Genomic DNA, 17617 nt, shown 5'->3' with positions numbered 1-17617 from the left:
CGCCGCGCTTACAGCAGCACGCGCTCGATGCCGCCGCTGTTGGCCTTGGCGACGTAGTCCGGCAGCCAGTTCTCGCCCAGCAGGTGCCTCGCCAGCTCGACCACGATGTAGTCGGGCTCCACGCCGCCGGCGTCGTTGGCGTAGCGGTGCATGCCCTGCAGGCAGCTCGGGCAGGAGGTCAGCATCTTCACCTTGACGCTGGCGTCGCCCTCGCGCAAGGCCGCTGCACCCTTCTCGATCTCTTCCTGCTTGCGGAAGCGCACCTGGGTGGAGATGTCGGGGCGCGCGACCGCGAGCGTGCCCGATTCGCCGCAGCAGCGCTCCGACAGGTCGACGCGCGTGCCCATCAGCTCGTTGGCCACCTTGATGCCCTGGTACTGCTTCATCGGCGTGTGGCAGGGTTCGTGGTACATGTACTTGACGCCGCCGACGCCCTCCAGCTTCACGCCCTTCTCCATCAGGTACTCGTGGATGTCGAGCAGGCGGCAGCCGGGGAAGATCTTCTCGAATTCGTACTTCTGCAGCTGGTCCATGCAGGTGCCGCAGGACACGATCACGGTCTTGATGTCGAGATAGTTCAGCGTGTTGGCGACGCGGTGGAAGAGCACGCGGTTGTCGGTGGTGATCTTCTGGCCCTTGTCCTCCTCGCCGGCGGCGGTCTGCGGATAGCCGCAGCACAGGTAGCCCGGCGGCAGCACGGTCTGCGCGCCGACGTGGTAGAGCATGGCCTGAGTGGCCAGGCCGACCTGGCTGAACAGGCGCTCCGAGCCGCAGCCCGGGAAGTAGAACACCGCCTCCGAATCGCCGTTGGCCTTCTGCGGGTCGCGGATCACCGGGATGACCTTGTCGTCCTCGATGTCGAGCAGGGCGCGGCTGGTCTTCTTGGGCAGGTTGCCGGGCATCGGCTTGTTGATGAAGTGGATCACCTGGGCCTTGATCGGCGCCTTGCCGAGCGTGGCCGGCGGCGCCTTCACCTGCGGCTGGATGAGGCCGAACTTCTTGCCCATCTCGTGCGCCCAGCGCTGGGCCTTGTAGCCCCAGTCCATCATGCCGACCCGCATCGCCTTGATGGTTGCCGGATCCTTGACGGTCAGGAAGGCCATCGCCGCGGCCTTGCCCGGGTTGAACGACTTCTTGCCCTGCTTGCGCAGCAGGTTGCGCATCTTGATCGACACGTCGCCGAAGTCGATGTCCACCGGACAGGGCTTCTCGCACTTGTGGCAGATCGTGCAGTGGTCGGCCACGTCCTCGAACTCGGCCCAGTGCGCCAGTGAAACGCCGCGCCGGGTCTGCTCCTCGTACAGGAAGGCCTCGATCAGCAGCGAGGTGCTGAGGATCTTGTTGCGCGGGCTGTACAGCAGGTTGGCGCGCGGCACGTGGGTCGAGCACACCGGCTTGCACTTGCCGCAGCGCAGGCAGTCCTTGATGTCGTGGGCGATGTCGCCGACGTCGGTCTGCTCCATGATGATGGACTCGTGGCCCATCAGGTTGAAGCTGGGGGTGTAGGCGTTGTCGAGGTTGCCGCGGATCGGGCCCTTGCGCATCAGCTTGCCGCGGTTGAAGCGGCCTTCGGGGTCGACCTTCTCCTTGTAGGCCCAGAAGTTGGCCATCTCGTCGTCGGTGAGATAGTCGAGCTTGGTGATGCCGATGCCGTGCTCGCCGGAGATCACGCCGTCCAGGCTGCGCGCCAGCGCCATGATGCGGTCGACCGCGCGGTTGGCGGTCTGCAGCATCTCGTAGTGGTCGGAGTTGACCGGCAGGTTGGTGTGCACGTTGCCGTCGCCGGCGTGCATGTGCAGGGCGACGAACACGCGCCCGCGCAGCACCTCGCGGTGGATCTCGGCGATGCGCGCGAGGATGCGGGCGAACAGCGCGCCGTCGAAGGTCTGCTCGAGCAGCGGGCGCAGCTCCTCCTTCCACGACACCCGGATCGAGTAGTCCTGCAGGCGGTGGAACAGGGTCGGATCGACGGTGCGGTTGGAGAGCTCGCCGGCACGGACGCCGTAGTCGGCGAACTGCGCCTCGGCCGCGGCCAGCGGCAGGTCGAGATGGTCGAGCAGCCACTGCCAGCGCCGGCGCACGCCGGCGACTTGTTCCAGGGCCTGGGCGCGGTGGTCGGCGAGCAGGGCGTCGCGGTCGACCACCTCGTCCTTGACGTCGAGCGGCAGCTCGCCCTGCAGGAACTCGCACAGCGCGTCGCACAGCGCGATCTTGTTCTGCAGCGAGAGCTCGATGTTGATGCGCTCGATGCCGTCGCAGTACTCGCCCATGCGCGGCAGCGGGATGACCACGTCCTCGTTGATCTTGAACGCGTTGGTGTGGCGCGAGATCGCCGCGGTGCGCGAGCGCTCCAGCCAGAAGCGCTTCCTCTGCTCGGGGCTGACCGCGATGAAGCCTTCGGAGCCGCGCGCGTTGGTCATGCGCACGACCTCGGAGGCGGCCTTCATCACCGCGTCCTCGTCGTGGCCGACGATGTCGCCGATCAGCACCATCTTGGGACGGCCGTGGCGGCGCGCCTTGGTAGCGTAGCCGACCGCCTTCACGTAGCGCTCGTCGAGGTGCTCGAGGCCGGCGAGCTGCACGCCCGCGGCATGGCCGGCGCCGCCGGGCTTGAAGAAGTCGGTGATCTCGACGATCGCCGGCACCGCCTCGCGCACCTGGCCGAAGAACTCCAGGCACACCGTGCGCGTGACCGGCGGCATCTTGTGCAGCACCCAGCGCGCGGCCACGATCAGGCCGTCGGTGCCTTCCTTCTGCACGCCCGGCACGCCGCCGAGGAACTTGTCGGTGACGTCCTTGCCCAGCCCGACCTTGCGGCAGGCCGCGCCCGGCATGGCGAGGACCTCCTCGCCGAGCGGTGCGTTGGTGAGGCCGTCGAAGCGGCGCAGGCGGAAGCGCACCGTCTCCTGCTCGTGGATCTTGCCGAAGTTGTGGTCGAGGCGCTCGACTTCCAGCCAGTTGCCGTCGGGCGTCACCATCTTCCACCACGCCAGGTTGTCGAGCGCGGTGCCCCACAGCACGGCCTTCTTGCCGCCGGCGTTCATCGCGATGTTGCCGCCGATGCAGGACGCGCTGGCCGAGGTCGGGTCGACCGCGAACACGCGGCCGGCGAGCGCCGCGGCTTCCGACACGCGCTCGGTGACCACGCCGGCGCCGGTGCGGATGGTGGGGTAGGGCGCGGCCATCGGGCCGTCGCTGCCGGGCAGTACGATGGGTTCGACCGCGCCGATCGAGATCAGCTTCTCGGTGTTGATGACCACCGAATTGGCGTCCAGCGGTACCGCGCCGCCGGTGTAGCCGGTGCCGCCGCCGCGCGGGATGATGGTCAGGCCGAGCGCGATGCACTCGCGCACCAGCGGCGCCATCTCGTCCTCGGTGTCCGGGTAGAGCACGACGAAGGGGTACTCGACGCGCCAGTCGGTGGCGTCGGTGACGTGGGAGACGCGGGCGTGGCCGTCGAAGCAGACGTTGTCGCGGCGGGTGTGTTTCGCCAGCGCCTTCAGCACCGCCTTGCGCCGGCGCCCGGTGTCGTCGAACCAGCGCTCGAAATCCGACACCGCCTCGCGGCCGCGGGCGATCAGCATGGCGACGCGGTCGTTGCCCTGGCGGCGCTTGTCGACCTCGTTGAGGCGGTGGTGCAGCGCGCCGATCAGCGCCTCGCGGCGCTCGCGGCTGGTGAGCAGGTCGTCTTCCAGGTAGGGGTTGCGGCGCACCACCCAGATGTCGCCCAGCACCTCGTACAGCATGCGCGCGGAGCGGCCGGTGACGCGCTCGGTGCGCAGCTCGTCGAGCACCGCCCAGGCGTCGGCTCCGAGCAGGCGGATGATGATCTCGCGGTCGGAGAACGAGGTGTAGTTGTACGGGATCTCGCGCAGGCGTTGGCTCATTGGACTACCGGGAAGCGGCTGCAGGGAAGAGGTCCATTCTAGCGAACCGCAGTGCACCATGCAGCAAAAAACAAGACCTTAAGGTTCTTGTGGATTCGTGCGGAACGCACTTCGGACGAGCGTTCACAGGTGCTGCGGCGACCGTGGGCGGCGCGCTTCAGCGCGCCGCGGTGAGCGCGATCTCGATCCGCCAGCCGGGATCGACCAGGCCGGCGACCTTCACGCAGGCGCGCGCCGGCGCGCTCCCGGCCGGCACCCACGCGTCCCACACCATGTTCATCGCCGCGCAGTCGGCGAGATCCGTGAGGTAGATGGTGGCCATCAGGATGCGCGCGGGATCGCTGCCCAGCGCGCGCAGCTGGCGCTCGATGCTGTCGAGCACTTCCCGGGTCTGCACGCCGATGTCGGCACCGCTGCTGGCGGGGACCTCGACCAGGTGGATCACGTCGTTGTGGATGACGGCGTCGGCGTAGCGGGCGGTGACGCCGAGGCGTTCGATTGCGGACATGGGCGCTCCTGCGCAGGGTCGGGGAGGGCGCGAGTATAGGCCAGCCGCCCGGCGTCCAGCGGGGCTCAGTGCATGGCCCAGGCGATGGCGGCATAGCGCAGGCCCTTGCCGACCGCCATCCACAGCAGGCAGGCCGCCCAGTTCAGGCGCAGCACGCCGGCGGCCGCGCACAGGGCATCGCCGAGCACCGGTACCCAGGACAGCAGCAGCGCGACGCTGCCCCAGCGCTGCACCGTGGCCAGGCGCGGCGTCGCCTCCTTGCGCGGCAGCAGGCGGCCGAGCAGCCAGGTGCTCATGCCGCCGGCCGTGTTCGCCACCGTCGCCGTCACCAGCGCGGCCGGACCGAGCTCCGGACGCAGTGCGAGCAGGCCGGCGAACACCGCTTCGGAGCCGCCGGGGAGCACGGTCGCGGCAAGGAACGCGGACAGCGCCAGGCCGCCGAGGGCGAAGAGATCGTCGTTCAGCATGCGCTTCGCCGTCCGCCGGGGCTCTTTCCCGGATTTCTGGAAATGACAAAAGGATTGACGCGTGCAAATGCCATATGGAAAATCGTCGTACGCATTTTGCGTAAAAACGAATGGAGGGAATTTCCGATGAAGACCATTATCGGCGCGATGTCCGCCGCCCTTGCACTGATCGCGCTCAGCCCCGCGCAGGCGTGGGCCAATCCGCAGCACGAACGCATGAAGCGCTGCAATGCCGAGGCCAGGGAGCAGGCACTGAAGGGGGATGAGCGCAAGGCGTTCATGAGCACCTGCCTGCGCGGCCGCCACGATGGCGGCGCGGCGAAGGACGCCGCGGGCGCATCGGCTGCGGCCGTTCCCGTACCCGCGGTCGCGTCGCCTGCAGCCGCCGCCGGCGATGCGCCGAAGGCGACTGCGGGCAGCGTGGCGCCGGCGGCTGCGGTCGTGGCGGACAAGCTCGCCGTTGCGGAGGGATCGGGCGACAAGACGCGCGAGAAGGCCTGCAACCAGTCGGCGACCGAGCAGTCGTTGCGCGGCGCCAAGCGCAAGGCCTTCATCGCCGAGTGTCTGAAGGGATGAGGTAGGACCGGCGCCGGCGCAGGGCCCGGCGCCGGTTGTCCCGCTGGCCGTCGGCGACGGCGGCTGGCGGGCTCAGACGATGTCGAAGAACACCAGGTCGCGTTCGACCTCGTCCGCCGAGAAGCCGCAGCCGATGCGGCCGGGGGCGCTCAGCAGCAGGTGATCCTGCTTGACGTGGTGTTCGCCCTGGCCGTCGAGCGCGACATAGGTGCCATTCGTGCTCTGGTCGAACAGCACGAAACCCTCGTGCCGGCATTCGATGCGGGCGTGCTGGCGTGATGCGCGCGGATCCATGATGGTCACGTCATTGGCGCGTTCGCGCCCGAGCAGCACGACCGGACGCGACTCGTCGACGAACAGCACGCCCTGCTGGTGACGGACGCGCAGCCGCTGGCTCAGGTGCGCCGTGGGTGGAGCCGAGGCTGCGCCGTCGGTGCGATGGCCGATCCCGAACACCAGCCAGCCGAGGTTCGTCCAGCTCGGGCCGCTCAGCGCTTGCGCGCTGATCTGCGCGCGGCTCGCACTGCCGGCAAGCATCGCGACCGTACCGGAGACGAGGGCCCGTTCGTCCTCGCACAGCCCGGCGAGCTGGCGGGCGACGTCGATGCCTTCGCCGGTCGCTTCGGCGACGTCCGTTTCCAGGTTTTCCACCGTGCCGTGGTGCAGGCCGAGGCGAATCGGCTGGCGTGTGCCGCGCAAGGGGGGCAGGTTGCGAATGCGCTGCAGGGCATCGCTCGCGGCCTGCACGCCGGCGTCGGTGCTGTCGAACACGGCCACGGTGCGGCCGGCGTCGACGCTCAGGATCCGTCCGCCGTGCGCGGCGACCGCGCGCTCGAGCCGGTTCGCGCAGCGTTCCGCCGCATGTCGTGCCTCGTCCTCACCGATACGGTCGGCAAGGGGCTGGTCCCCGTGGTGGAAGGCGACGAGGACGCACAGATTCTTTCGCTCGGACATCGACGGCAGTTCCGTTTTCGCAGTGGTGGTTGTGGCGGAGGGCGCGCATGGTGCGCGGGGCACCGGCCTCAGTCGCGCGCTTCGTCCTCGAGCGCGCCCGGTCGGATCAGGCGTACGGTCTCGGCGCGCGGCGCGGCCGGCAGCTCGACCGGGTCGAAGGCGGTGTCGCCTTCCTCGACCACGGTGTGCTGCGTCAGGCCGACGAAGTCGAACAGGCGCGCATCGGCCAGATGCGAGGGCACCACGTTCTTCAGCGCGGTCGCGAGCGATTCGATGCGGCCCGGGTAGTCGCGCGCCCAACCCTGCAGCATGGCCTTGATCTGCTTGCGCTGGGCGTTCTCCTGCGAGCCGCACAGGTTGCACGGGATGATGGGGAAGTCCATCGTGCGCGCGAAGCGGGCGATGTCGGCCTCGGTGCAGTAGGCGAGCGGGCGGATCACCACGTGCTTGCCGTCGTCGCTGACCAGCTTGGGCGGCATGGCCTTGATCTTGCCGCCGAAGAACATGTTCAGGAACAGGGTCTCGAGCATGTCGTCGCGGTGGTGGCCGAGCGCGATGCGGGTGGCGCCGAGCTCCGTCGCGGTGCGGTAGATGATGCCGCGGCGCAGGCGCGAGCACAGCGAGCAGGTGGTCTTGCCCTCGGGGATCTTGTCCTTGACGATCGAGTAGGTGTCCTCGGTGACGATGCGGTACTCGACGCCGATGGATTCGAAGTAGGCCGGCAGCACGTGGTCGGGGAAGCCGGGCTGCTTCTGGTCGAGGTTCATCGCCACGATGCGGAAGTCCACCGGCGCGCGCTCGCGCAGCGCGAGCAGGCAGGACAGCAGGGTGTAGGAGTCCTTGCCGCCGGAGACGCACACCATCACGGTGTCGCCGTCGCCGATCATGTTGTAGTCGCCGATGGCCTCGCCGACGCCGCGCTCGAGCTTCTTCTTCAGGCGCAGGAAGGTGTTCGAGAAGCGGGCGTCGCCGGCGGCCTCGGCGGGCGAAAGGGTGTCGGCGGGTGCGGAAACTGCGCTCACGGTCGGGACTCGTCGGAAAGGATCAAGCCGTGATTATCCCAGAAACCGGCGCCCCCATTTGTTGCAGTGAGCACGCTTACAGGTGCGCGCTGCGTCCGCCATCCACCGCGATGATCTGGCCGGTGACGTAGGGGGCGTCGAACATCAGGAAGCGCACGGTGCGCGCGATGTCGGCGGCGCTGCCGGTGCGCTTGAGCAGGGTGTGGTCGATGATGCGTGCGCGCTCGGCGGGCGGAAACTGTCCGTCCTCGGGCCAGTCGATCGGGCCCGGTGAGACGCCATTGACCCGAACCGCGGGCGCGAGCTCGATCGCCAGCGCGCGCGTGAGCCCGGCGAGCCCGGCCTTGGCGGCGCAATACAGCGGATAGCGTGCGAGCGGGCGCTCGGCGTGGATATCCACGATGTTGACGATCGCGCCGCCGCTCGCCTGCAGGGCCGGCGCCAGGGCCTGCGACAGGAACAGCGGCCCCATCAGGTTGGAGCCGATCAGTTCGTCCCAGGCGGCGCGGTCGATGCGACCGAGGGGGCTCGCGAAGAAGCTCGACGCGTTGTTGACCAGGCCGTCGAGCCGCCCCGCGCGTGCCAGCACCGCGGCGGCGATCTCCTCGGCGGCGCCGAAGCGCGCCAGGTCGCCGCCCACGGTGAACGCGGAATCGGCGCGCACAGCGTTGAGTGTCGCGGCCAGGGTCTCGGCCTCGTCGGCGCTGTGGCGGTAGTGCAGGGCGACGCACGCGCCGGCGGCGTGGAGTTCGCGGGCGATCTCGGCGCCGACGCGGCGGGCGGCGCCGGTCACCAGGATCAGCGGAGCCGCGTTCGGTGGGGAGGCGGAGGAGGGCGTCGTCATCGGGTTCATCGGGAACGTCTGTAAATGAATCAAGGGCAGGGGGCGATCGTGGCCTTACCGCTCGGTGCGCGGGACAGCCGGTTGCGGCGCGGGCGTGGCGTTTTCGCCCGGCCCCGGTGCGGGCCTGCCGCTACAATCGCGGGCTCGTGTCTCTGTCGGATCGAACATTCATGTCTGAACTACCCCAGCCGTCCGCCGATGCGCTCGCCCAGAGCGCCCGCCTGCTCGAACGCATCGAGGCCGAGATCGCCGCTGCCGGCGGCTGGATTTCGTTCGCCCGCTACATGGAGCTCGCGCTCTACGAGCCGGGACTCGGCTATTACAGCGGCGGCGCAAGAAAGTTCGGCCCCGGCGGCGATTTCATCACCGCGCCCGAGCTTACCCCGCTTTTCGGCCAGGCGCTCGCCGCCCAGGTCGAGCAGGTGATGCGCGCGAGCGCACCCGAGGTGATCGAGGTCGGCGCCGGCACCGGCCTGCTCGCCGCCGACCTGCTGCTCGAACTCGAGCGCCGCGGCTGCGTGCCGGAGCGCTACCGCATCCTCGAGCTGTCGGGCGAGTTGCGCGCGCGCCAGTTCGACACCCTGGCGCACAAGGCGCCGCACCTGGCCGCCCGCGTGCAGTGGCTGGACGCACTGCCGGAGCGCTTTGCCGGCGCGATGGTGGCCAACGAGGTGCTCGACGTGATGCCGGTGCATCTGCTGGTGTCGCGCGCCGAGGGGCTGGCCGAGCGCGGAGTCGCCTTCGAGGCCGACGACCATGGCGTGCGCCGGCTGTGCTGGGCCGACGTGGCTGCCCAGGGTGCGGTGTGCGAGGCCGCGCTCGCGCTGGAGCTGCCGGCGCCGGCAGGCGGCGAGTACGTCACCGAGCTGAACCTCGCCGGCCGCGCCTGGGTGGCGGCGTGGGCGGCCTGCCTGCAGGCGGGCGCGCTGCTGCTGATCGACTACGGCTACCCGCGCGCCGAGTACTACCTGCCTTCGCGCTCGACCGGCACCCTGCTGTGCTACTACCGCCACCACGCCCACGGCGACCCCTTCCTGTGGCCGGGGCTCAACGACATCACCGCCTTCGTGGACTTCACCGCGGTGGCCGAGGCCGGCTTCGAGGCCGGGCTGGACGTGCAGGGCTACACCACGCAGGCGCAGTTCCTGTTCAACTGCGGCGTGCTCGACTGCCTCGCCCGCCGCGGCGCGCAGGAGAGCGCCGACTACATCCGCGCCGCGCGCGCGGTGCAGCGCCTGACCGCGCCGCAGGAGATGGGCGAGCTGTTCAAGGTGCTGGCGCTATCGCGCGGCATCGAGGCGCCGCTGCTGGGCTTCGTCCGCGGCGACCGCCTGCACGCGCTGTAGGCGGTCGCCCCGCCAACCTCAGAGCCGACGCTCGGCGAGCCAGTCGGCGATGCGGATCGCGACCTTCTCCCAGTCGCGCTCGAGCATCATGCCGTGGCCGATGCCGGGGACGATCTCGGCCTGGCGGCCGTAGGTCAGCGCGGTCATGTGCACCTGGTCGGGGGGGATCAGGCTGTCGTGCTCGGCGCCGAGGATCAGCATCGGCGCACGGTGCATGCGTGCCGGCTGCGGCAGGTTGAACAGCGACATGTCCCAGATCGCGCGGTGCGATTCCGGCTGGCTGAGATGGTAGTAGCGCAGCAGGTCGCCGGCAGCCACCGGCTGGTGGAAGAGCGCCTCGCGCAGGCTGTCGATGTTGACGTCGTTGCCGGTCATGATGTTGTTGAGATCGGCGAGCAGGTTGGGGCGCTTCAGCATCAGGCCGAAGGCCGAGCCCATCAGGCCCTGCGGCGGCACCGCCGACATCAGCACGGTGGCCGGCGCGTCGTACTGTTCGAGGTACTTCTGCACCACCATGCCGCCCATCGAGTGGCCGACCAGGATCGGCGGCGCCGGCAGCTTGGCGGCGACCTCGGCGACGTCGCGCACGTAGTCGTCGAGCGAGTAGGAGTCGAGGTGCTCGCGTCGGCGGCTGTTGCCGTGGCCGGACAGCGACACGGCGTAGGTCGCCCAGCCGTGGCGGGCGAACCAGGGCTGGAAGTGCTCTTCCCAGCACCAGGCCGCGACGTAGGCGCCGTGGACGAAGAGCAGCGGATGTTCATGGGTGACGCGCTCGGGTGCATGGCACAGCACCTCGAGTTCGCCGAAGCGGGTGGCGTTCATGGGGTTTCCTTGTCCAGCGCCTTCACCGCGGCCACGCGGGCCGCGTGCAAAGCCTGCGGAATCAGTGATTTGTCTTTGCAGTTTTGCGCAATTGTACCGGCATCGACGCTGCGCACCGCCGTCAGTGCGGCGTGCCAGCGTGTCAAAGGCCTCGCGGCCGGCGCATCTTCGCCGCGGGCGCCGCGACCGGCCTGGTCACAGGCGGCAGCGGCCAGCATCAGCGCGAAGCGCTCCGGCCGGCGCAGGCCGTCGCAGCGTTCGATCAGCCCGACCATGGTCTCCGCGCGCAGCTCGTCGGCGCGGGCGAGGATGCCGTGCTCGCGCGCCACCATCTCGGCGAGGTCGCGGCAGTCGGTGGGCGCTTTCAGGCGTTCGGAGACCTCGCGTGCGCGCTGCGCGCTGGCCGCCTCGTGGCCGTGGTGGTGCGGCAGCGCATGGGCGGGGGTGTCGGCCTTGCCGAGGTCGTGCATCAGGCAGGCCCAGCGCACCGCCAGCGGCTGGGCGGTGGCGGCGGCGTGATCGACGACGAGCAGCACGTGCGCGCCGGTGTCGATCTCGGGGTGGTGCTTCTCGGGCTGGGGCACGCCGAACAGGCGGTCCACCTCGGGCAGGATCACCGCCAGCGCGCCGCAGTCGCGCAGCACCCGGATCATGCGCGAAGGGCGCGCTTCCATCAGCCCGCGGGCGAGCTCCTGCCACACGCGTTCGGCGACCAGGTGGTCGACCTCGCCGGCCGCGACCATCTGCCGCATCAGCGCCAGGGTCTCCGGCGCCACCGTGAAGTCGGTGAAGCGCGCGGCGAAGCGCGCCACGCGCAGGATGCGCAGCGGATCCTCGGCGAAGGCTTGGGAAACGTGGCGGAACACGCGCGCGTCGAGGTCGCGCCGGCCGCCGTAGGGGTCGATCAGCGTGCCGTCCTCGGCACGCGCGATCGCGTTGATGGTGAGGTCACGGCGCAGCAGGTCCTCCTCCAGCGTGACCGCGGGCGAGGCGTGACAGACGAAGCCGGTGTAGCCGCGGCCCGACTTGCGTTCGGTGCGCGCGAGCGCGTACTCCTCGCCGGTCTGCGGATGGAGGAAGACCGGGAAGTCGCGCCCGACCGGACGGAAACCACGTGCGAGCATCTCCTCGGCGGTGCTGCCGACCACGACCCAGTCGCGGTCCTTGACCGGCAGTCCGAGCAGGGCGTCGCGAACCGCCCCGCCGACGACGTAAGCCTGCATCAGCCGTAGAGGTCCTCTTCCGGGATCGACTCGGTCTCGGTGCGCGCGGCCGCTGCCCAGTCCTGCATGTGCGGGTTGGCGAGCAGGGTGGCGAGGTAGGCACCGGCGGCGCCCTCGGGCTTCACGGCGTAGGTCTGGAAGCGGAAGGCGACCGGCGCGAAGGCGGCGTCGGCGAGGCTGAAGCGGCCGAACAGATACGGACCTTCGGCGCCGAAGCGCGCCCGGCAGTCGTTCCAGATCCCGACGATGCGCGCGATGTCGGCGTCCACCTCCGGGCTGTGGCCGAAGCCGGTGTAGTCCTTGCGGACGTTCATCGGCATGCGGCTGCGCAGGTTCTGGAAACCCGAATGCATCTCTGCGGTCACCGCGCGGGCGATGGCGCGTGCCGCGGGGTCGGCGGGCAGCAGTTCCGGATTCTTCTCGGCGAGGTATTCGCCGATCGCCAGCGAGTCCCACACCGTGAAGCCGTGGTCGATGAGGCAGGGTACCTTGCCCGAGGGCGAGTGCGACAGGATGCGCTCGCGGCTGCCGGGGATGAACAGCGGGATGCGGATCTCCTCGAAGGTGAAGCCGCCCTCGCGCGCGGCCAGCCAGGCGCGCAGGGACCAGGACGAGTAGTTCTTGTTGCCGATGATGAGTTTCATCGTGTGCTCCGGGTCACGGGTGAAAGTGGGTCGTTGCAGGTCGATCAGCGCCGCGCATGGCGGCGGAACGGGTAATAGAAGGCGCGCGGGCCGGCTTCGCCGAGCCAGGCGGGGGCGACCGCCTCGAGTGCGCTCGGGTGCAGGCCGAAGGGCAGCGGGTCGCCGTGGGCGACGTTGTCCACCCGCATCGAGCGCACGTTGTCGCGGCTCATCAGCGGCTGCGGGGCGAATTCCATCAGGCGGGCCTGCAGCATGGCGATTCCCTCGGGCAGCGGCACGACCGGACGCGGCTTGCCGACCAGCGCGGAGACGTATTCGACGAGCTGGCGCAGGGTGTAGACGGTCGGCCCGGCGAGCTCGAAGGTCTGGCCTGCGGCTTGCGGGCGGATCAGGCTCTGCCACACCGCCTCGGCGACGTCCTCGACGTACACCGGCTGGAAGCGGCAGCCGGCGCCGGCCAGCGGCAGCACCGGGAGGCTGCGTGCGAGGCCGGCAAACAGGTTGAGGAAGCTGTCGCCGCGGCCGAACACCACCGAGGGGCGCAGGATGGTCCACGCGATGTCCGCGCCGGCCGCGTGAATCGCGAGCTCGCCGGCCGCCTTGGAACGCTGGTACTCGGACGGGCCGTCGATGCTGGCACCGAGCGCGCTGATGTGCACCAGGCCCGGCACGCCGGCGGCGCGACAGGCCGCGACGATCTTCTGCGGCAGCTCGACGTGCGCACGCGCGAAATCCGGGCCGAAGGGCGTGCCGGAGCGCGAGTGCAGCACGCCGACGGTGTTGATCACCGCGTCTGCGCCGGCGAACAGGTTGGCGAGCACCGCCGGGTCGTGCACGTCGGCCTCGACGACCTCGACGTTGGGCAGCAGCAGTACGTGACCGGCGCGGCTGCGCCGGCGGGTGGGAATGAGTACCCGGATGCCTGCCTCGCACAGGCGGTTGGCGATGGCGCTGCCGATAAAGCCGGAGCCGCCGACGATGACGACACGTTGCGGATTCATGCGTGGACCCTTGCCGGATGGTTGATGATGTTCGGTATGCGCACGCCTCGAGCTTACTCGCTGAGCGGAGACGGGGCGATGGTGCCGAGGCGGGCCTTCAGCGACTGCGGGCGCTTGTCCAGCATCGCCGAATAGATGACCGCGTTGGCGAGCACCTTCTTGACGTAATCGCGGGTTTCGTCGAAGGGAATGGTCTCGGCGTAGATCGCGCCTTCCAGGGGCTGCACGTCCCGCCAGCGCCGTGCGCGCCCCGGCCCGGCGTTGTAGCCGGCACTGGCCAGCACCGGATGGGCGTCGAGGTCGTTCATGATCAGGCGCATGTAGCTGGTACCGAACAGCACGTTGGTGTGGGGGTCCTCGAGCAGTCCCGGGTGATAGCCGGAATAGCCGATCTTGTTCGCCACCCACTTGCCGGTCGCGGGCATCACCTGCATCAGGCCGCGGGCGCCCACGCTCGAGCGCGCCGGTGCGGCAAAGCGGCTCTCCTGGCGCATCAGGCCGTATACCCAGCCCAGGTCCAGGCCCTGCGCCCGCACCTGGGGTTCGATCAGCTCGCGGTAGGGGGTCAGGAAGCGCAGCTCGAAGTTGCTGCGCGGGTTGGCGAGTTCGGCGGTGTTGATCGCGCGGTCGTAGAGCTCGTTGCGCAGCGCGAGGTGGGCGGCGCCGAGGCGGAACTGCTCGTCGCGCTCGCGCACGCCCCATACCCATTCGCGGATCGCCTCGGTGCGCATGTCGAGCTGGTAGAGCGCGAGCGCGCGGCGCAGGCTGGGGTCGCGCTCCGCTTCCTCGAGCTTGGCACGCGGCAGCGGGGCGGTGGCGGGCGGCGTCATGAAGGGCTGGCCGAGCTCCTCGGCGGCGAGCATGCCGTAGAAGTGCGGTTCGGCGGCGATGCGCACGAACAGCGAGTCGGCGGCGTCGCGGTTGCCGGTGGCGGCGTGGGCGCGACCCAGCCAGTAGATCCATTCCGGCTGCTCGCGCTCGTCGGCGGGCAGGTCTTCGATCGCGCTGCGCACGCCGCGCCAGTCCTGCGCACGCAGATTCGCGCGTACCCGCCAGGCGCGCTGCAGGGGCGTCGTCTCGATGTCGCCGGCTGCGGCGTAGAGGGCGCGCGCCTCGGGCAGGCGATCGATGGCGGCGTGCATCGCCATCACCAGGTTGGCGTAGTTGCGCTCCTCGGCGCTCAGGCGGTCCTGGATGCGCAGCAGGCGCAGCTGGGCGGCGGGAACGTCCTCGCGGGCGAGACGCACCAGCGCGGCCAGGGCGAGCTCGCGCCCGGCCCGCGTGACCGCGAAGTTGGCCGGCAGGCGGTCGAGCCAGGGCGCGGGCGAGCGGATCGCCTGGTCGAACTCCGCGTGGCCGGGGGCGCTGCCCGGAGGCAGCAGCGTGAGGCTGGCGAGCGCGGCGTCCGGATTGCGGGTATCGACCTGGCGGCGGATGCGCTGCCAGATCCGATCCTCGCTCACCAGTCCGTTGCCGACCGCGCTGCGCAGCGGCAGCTCGCAGGCGGCGTGGGCGTCGATGAGGCCGGCCCATTGCTGCGCCACCTCGTCGAGCGCGCTGCGCTCGCCGGTGAGGATGCGGGCGGTCCACGCCGAACAGCGCAGCTCGCCGTCGGGGTTCTTCAGCTCCGGGTACAGGCGCAGGAAGGCGGCCCAGTCGCCGTCCTTGGCCAGGCGGCGCAGCCAGTCGGCACGCAGGCGCTCGCCGAGGTTGCTGCCGTCTTCCTCGGCGAGGAAGGCTTCGAGCAGATGGGCGGGCGGGGGCTCGCTGCGGGCGAGGAGGTTGACGAGCAGCCAGTAGCGCGGATAGGCGTCGAGCACATGGGGCTCGCGTACTGCGGCCAGCCGTTCCAGGGTGTCGCGGTCGCCCTTGCGCAGGGCCTCGCGAGCGGCGACGATACGGTCGGCTCCGGTCTCGCTGCCGACCTGTGCGAATGCTCCGCCTGGGAGCAGGAATGCTGCAGCGAACAGGGTCGCCCGTAATGCCTTTCTCATGCCTGATGATGCCTCCGTTGCAGGCCTACCATACCACAAGCGATGACCTCCTTTTCCGCACCCGAGCCCGAGCTTGCCGCCAGGCGCAAGCATCTTCGCGAGCATGCGCTGAAGTTGCGCCAGGCCTTGCCGGCCGAGCACCGGGACGCGATGACCGCGCGGCTCGCCGCCCACCTCGATGAGCTGATGAAGAGCCTGGCGCCGCGTGCGCTCGGCTTCTGCTGGCCCTACCGCGCCGAGCCCGACCTGCGCGCCTGGGTGCGCGCCTGGCTGGCGGCTGCGCCCGGACGGGTGGCGGCGCTGCCGGTGGTGGTGGAGCGGCATGCGCCGATGCTGTTCCGGCGCTGGGACCCGGACGTGCCGATGGCGCTCGATCGCCACGGCATCCCGCATCCGGCCGCGGGCGAGGCGATGGTGCCGGAGGTGCTGCTGGTGCCGCTCAACGCCTTCGACGACCGCGGCTACCGCATCGGCTACGGCGGCGGTTACTTCGACCGTACGCTGGCCGGCATGAAGACCATCGCGGTGGGGGTGGGGTTCGAGGTCGGTCGCGTGGCGGACACCCATCCGCAGCAGTACGATCTGCCGATGCAGTGGGTGGTCACCGAGGCCGGCGTGATGCGGCCGCGGGCATGAGCGCGGGCCTTGCCGGCGCGCCTCCCCGTCGCGGCGGAGGCGGCCGGGGGCTAGGGTCCGCGGATCAGCTCCCGGAGAGGAACATGCGGTAGACCGGATTCCCGGTCTCGGCGACGTATTCGTAGCCGAGGCGCTGCAGGAAGGCGTCGAACGCCGCCTTGTCGGCGGGCGGCACCTGCATGCCGACCAGCACGCGGCCGAAATCCGAGCCATGGTTGCGGTAGTGGAACAGGGAGATGTTCCAGTCCGAGCGCAGGTTGGAGAGGAAATTCATCAGCGCGCCGGGGCGCTCGGGGAACACGAAGCGGTACACGACCTCGTTGTCGACCTGCGGCGCGCGGCCGCCGACCATGTAGCGCACATGGGTCTTGGCCATCTCGTCGTCGGTGAGGTCGAGCGCCGGCAGTTCGTGGCGCTCGAGCATCTCCACCAGGCGGCCGACCTCGTTGCGGTTGTGCACGGTGACGCCGACGAAGATGTGCGCCTGCTGCGGATCGGCGTAGCGGTAGTTGAACTCGGTGATGTTGCGGTTGCCGAGCACGCTGATGAACTTCCTGAACGAGCCCGGCTTTTCCGGGATCGTCACCGCCAGTACGGCCTCGCGCTGCTCGCCGAGCTCGGCGCGCTCGGCGACGAAGCGCAGGCGGTCGAAGTTCATGTTGGCGCCCGAGGCCACCGCCACCAGGTTCTTGTCGCGCAGCTTGTTGCGACGGGCGTATTCCTTGGCGCCGGCGACGGCGAGCGCGCCGGCGGGCTCGAGGATGGAGCGCGTGTCTTCGAACACGTCCTTGATGGCCGCGCAGATCGCGTCGTTGTCGACCACGATCATCTCGTCGACGTACTGTTGGCACAGGCGGAAGGTCTCGGCGCCGACCTCCTTGACCGCCGCGCCGTCGGCGAAGATGCCGACCTGATCGAGCGCGATGCGGCGGCCGGCGGCCAGCGACTGCGTCATCGCGTCGGCATCGACCGCCTCGACGCCGATGATCTTCGTCTCCGGGCGCAGGCGCTTGATGTAGGCGGCCACGCCGGCGATCAGGCCGCCGCCGCCGACGCAGCAGAACACCGCGTGGATCGGCTTGGTGTGGGCGCGCAGGATCTCCATGCCGATCGTGCCCTGGCCGGCGATCACGTCGGGGTCGTCGAAGGGATGGACGAAGGTCAGCTTCTCGGCCTTCTCCAGCTCGAGCGCGTGGGCGTAGGCGTCGGAATAGGATTCGCCGGCGAGCACGACCTCGCCGCCGCGCGCCTTGACCGCGTCGATCTTGATCGCCGGCGTGGTGCTCGGCATCACGATCACCGCGCGCACGCCCAGCTTCGCCGCCGACAGCGCCACGCCCTGGGCATGGTTGCCGGCAGAGGCGCAGATCACGCCGCGCTTCATGGCCTGCGGCGACAGGTTCGCCATCTTGTTGTAGGCGCCGCGGATCTTGAAGCTGAACACCGGCTGCATGTCCTCGCGCTTGAGGTAGATGCGGTTGTGCGCGCGCGCCGACAGGTTGGTGGCGAGATCGAGCGGGGTCTCGACGGCGACGTCGTACACCTGTGCGTTGAGGATGCGTTCCAGGTAATCCGTGGGGGTGGTCATGGCCGGCCAGTGTGCTGCTGTAAAGCGGTCGACGGTAACAGCCGCGGCCGGCGCGCCGCAAGTGCAGCGCCGGCGAAGGCGGGCGGGGGCTGGCAGCGGGACTGG

15 protein-coding genes are annotated in these 17617 nt (G+C 70.0%); 3 read left to right on the top strand and 12 right to left on the bottom strand.

Annotated features, from left to right (window positions below; genetic code table 11):
• Positions 1–8: 8 nt before the first annotated feature.
• From CKCBHOJB_RS16285 to CKCBHOJB_RS16275, 3 genes are all read right to left on the bottom strand, one after another.
• Complete coding sequence (locus CKCBHOJB_RS16285) at positions 9–3887, bottom strand: DUF3683 domain-containing protein (RefSeq protein WP_281049714.1); 3879 nt, start codon at positions 3885–3887, stop codon at positions 9–11.
• Between the two features lie 157 nt (positions 3888–4044).
• Positions 4045–4395, bottom strand: coding sequence for a RidA family protein (locus tag CKCBHOJB_RS16280; RefSeq protein ID WP_281049712.1), 351 nt, complete (start codon positions 4393–4395; stop codon positions 4045–4047).
• Between the two features lie 65 nt (positions 4396–4460).
• Complete coding sequence (locus CKCBHOJB_RS16275; protein ID WP_281049711.1) at positions 4461–4862, bottom strand: DedA family protein; 402 nt, start codon at positions 4860–4862, stop codon at positions 4461–4463.
• A gap of 42 nt (positions 4863–4904) precedes the next feature.
• On the opposite strand from CKCBHOJB_RS16275, the gene CKCBHOJB_RS16270 reads away from it, so the two are divergent.
• The gene (locus CKCBHOJB_RS16270; RefSeq protein WP_281049710.1) at positions 4905–5438 is read left to right on the top strand and encodes a PsiF family protein; all 534 of its coding nucleotides are present in this window, start codon (positions 4905–4907) and stop codon (positions 5436–5438) included.
• Between the two features lie 72 nt (positions 5439–5510).
• Here CKCBHOJB_RS16270 and CKCBHOJB_RS16265 read toward each other — a convergent pair whose 3' ends face one another.
• The 3 genes from CKCBHOJB_RS16265 to CKCBHOJB_RS16255 all read right to left on the bottom strand — a co-directional run bounded on the left by CKCBHOJB_RS16265 (position 5511) and on the right by CKCBHOJB_RS16255 (position 8258).
• Positions 5511–6392, bottom strand: a complete 882-nt coding sequence (locus CKCBHOJB_RS16265) for an FHA domain-containing protein (RefSeq protein ID WP_281049709.1) — start codon at positions 6390–6392, stop codon at positions 5511–5513.
• A 68-nt stretch (positions 6393–6460) separates the two neighbouring features.
• Positions 6461–7414: a tRNA 2-thiocytidine(32) synthetase TtcA gene (gene ttcA / locus CKCBHOJB_RS16260; protein ID WP_281049708.1), complete on the bottom strand. Its 954-nt coding sequence runs from the start codon at positions 7412–7414 to the stop codon at positions 6461–6463.
• Positions 7415–7490: 76 nt separating this feature from the next.
• Positions 7491–8258, bottom strand: a complete 768-nt coding sequence (locus CKCBHOJB_RS16255; protein ID WP_281049707.1) for a pteridine reductase — start codon at positions 8256–8258, stop codon at positions 7491–7493.
• A 170-nt stretch (positions 8259–8428) separates the two neighbouring features.
• Between CKCBHOJB_RS16255 and CKCBHOJB_RS16250 the strand changes: the two genes are divergently transcribed.
• Complete coding sequence (locus CKCBHOJB_RS16250) at positions 8429–9604, top strand: SAM-dependent methyltransferase (protein ID WP_281049706.1); 1176 nt, start codon at positions 8429–8431, stop codon at positions 9602–9604.
• An 18-nt stretch (positions 9605–9622) separates the two neighbouring features.
• Here CKCBHOJB_RS16250 and CKCBHOJB_RS16245 read toward each other — a convergent pair whose 3' ends face one another.
• From CKCBHOJB_RS16245 to CKCBHOJB_RS16225, 5 genes are read right to left on the bottom strand one after another with little or no spacing between them, the layout of a single operon-like run.
• Positions 9623–10426, bottom strand: a complete 804-nt coding sequence (locus CKCBHOJB_RS16245; RefSeq protein ID WP_281049705.1) for an alpha/beta fold hydrolase — start codon at positions 10424–10426, stop codon at positions 9623–9625.
• Entirely contained in the window at positions 10423–11649 is a 1227-nt protein-coding gene (locus CKCBHOJB_RS16240) for a multifunctional CCA addition/repair protein (protein ID WP_281049704.1), read from the bottom strand. Before CKCBHOJB_RS16240 ends, CKCBHOJB_RS16245 begins: the two co-directional genes overlap by 4 nt.
• Positions 11649–12293, bottom strand: a complete 645-nt coding sequence (locus tag CKCBHOJB_RS16235; RefSeq protein WP_281049703.1) for a glutathione S-transferase family protein — start codon at positions 12291–12293, stop codon at positions 11649–11651. Before CKCBHOJB_RS16235 ends, CKCBHOJB_RS16240 begins: the two co-directional genes overlap by 1 nt.
• 44 nt (positions 12294–12337) lie before the next feature.
• On the bottom strand, positions 12338–13294 hold the full coding sequence (locus CKCBHOJB_RS16230) for a complex I NDUFA9 subunit family protein (protein ID WP_281049702.1): 957 nt from the start codon (positions 13292–13294) through the stop codon (positions 12338–12340).
• Between the two features lie 53 nt (positions 13295–13347).
• Positions 13348–15288: a lytic transglycosylase domain-containing protein gene (locus CKCBHOJB_RS16225; RefSeq protein WP_281049701.1), complete on the bottom strand. Its 1941-nt coding sequence runs from the start codon at positions 15286–15288 to the stop codon at positions 13348–13350.
• A 42-nt stretch (positions 15289–15330) separates the two neighbouring features.
• Between CKCBHOJB_RS16225 and CKCBHOJB_RS16220 the strand changes: the two genes are divergently transcribed.
• Positions 15331–15924: a 5-formyltetrahydrofolate cyclo-ligase gene (locus tag CKCBHOJB_RS16220; protein WP_281049700.1), complete on the top strand. Its 594-nt coding sequence runs from the start codon at positions 15331–15333 to the stop codon at positions 15922–15924.
• A gap of 64 nt (positions 15925–15988) precedes the next feature.
• On the opposite strand, the gene ilvA is transcribed toward CKCBHOJB_RS16220, so the two are convergent.
• Entirely contained in the window at positions 15989–17512 is a 1524-nt protein-coding gene (ilvA, locus tag CKCBHOJB_RS16215; protein ID WP_281049699.1) for a threonine ammonia-lyase, biosynthetic, read from the bottom strand.
• Positions 17513–17617: the final 105 nt, after the last annotated feature.

The organism is Thauera sp. GDN1 (genome assembly GCF_029223545.1).
In the GTDB taxonomy this organism is placed as follows: domain Bacteria; phylum Pseudomonadota; class Gammaproteobacteria; order Burkholderiales; family Rhodocyclaceae; genus Thauera.
The sequence above is the reverse complement of the archived record's forward strand: the minus strand, read 5'-3'. Positions and strand labels throughout refer to the sequence as shown.

Excerpts from the sequence above, each read along its gene's own strand:
- CKCBHOJB_RS16285 (WP_281049714.1), bottom strand. The coding sequence starts at position 3,887 with ATGAGCCAACGCCTGCGCGAGATCCCGTACAACTACACCTCGTTCTCC.
- CKCBHOJB_RS16280 (WP_281049712.1), bottom strand. The coding sequence starts at position 4,395 with ATGTCCGCAATCGAACGCCTCGGCGTCACCGCCCGCTACGCCGACGCC.
- CKCBHOJB_RS16275 (WP_281049711.1), bottom strand. The coding sequence starts at position 4,862 with ATGCTGAACGACGATCTCTTCGCCCTCGGCGGCCTGGCGCTGTCCGCG.
- CKCBHOJB_RS16270 (WP_281049710.1), top strand. The coding sequence starts at position 4,905 with ATGACAAAAGGATTGACGCGTGCAAATGCCATATGGAAAATCGTCGTA.
- CKCBHOJB_RS16265 (WP_281049709.1), bottom strand. The coding sequence starts at position 6,392 with ATGTCCGAGCGAAAGAATCTGTGCGTCCTCGTCGCCTTCCACCACGGG.
- CKCBHOJB_RS16255 (WP_281049707.1), bottom strand. The coding sequence starts at position 8,258 with ATGACGACGCCCTCCTCCGCCTCCCCACCGAACGCGGCTCCGCTGATC.
- CKCBHOJB_RS16250 (WP_281049706.1), top strand. The coding sequence starts at position 8,429 with ATGTCTGAACTACCCCAGCCGTCCGCCGATGCGCTCGCCCAGAGCGCC.
- CKCBHOJB_RS16245 (WP_281049705.1), bottom strand. The coding sequence starts at position 10,426 with ATGAACGCCACCCGCTTCGGCGAACTCGAGGTGCTGTGCCATGCACCC.
- CKCBHOJB_RS16240 (WP_281049704.1), bottom strand. The coding sequence starts at position 11,649 with ATGCAGGCTTACGTCGTCGGCGGGGCGGTTCGCGACGCCCTGCTCGGA.
- CKCBHOJB_RS16235 (WP_281049703.1), bottom strand. The coding sequence starts at position 12,293 with ATGAAACTCATCATCGGCAACAAGAACTACTCGTCCTGGTCCCTGCGC.
- CKCBHOJB_RS16230 (WP_281049702.1), bottom strand. The coding sequence starts at position 13,294 with ATGAATCCGCAACGTGTCGTCATCGTCGGCGGCTCCGGCTTTATCGGC.
- CKCBHOJB_RS16225 (WP_281049701.1), bottom strand. The coding sequence starts at position 15,288 with ATGAGAAAGGCATTACGGGCGACCCTGTTCGCTGCAGCATTCCTGCTC.
- CKCBHOJB_RS16220 (WP_281049700.1), top strand. The coding sequence starts at position 15,331 with ATGACCTCCTTTTCCGCACCCGAGCCCGAGCTTGCCGCCAGGCGCAAG.
- ilvA (WP_281049699.1), bottom strand. The coding sequence starts at position 17,512 with ATGACCACCCCCACGGATTACCTGGAACGCATCCTCAACGCACAGGTG.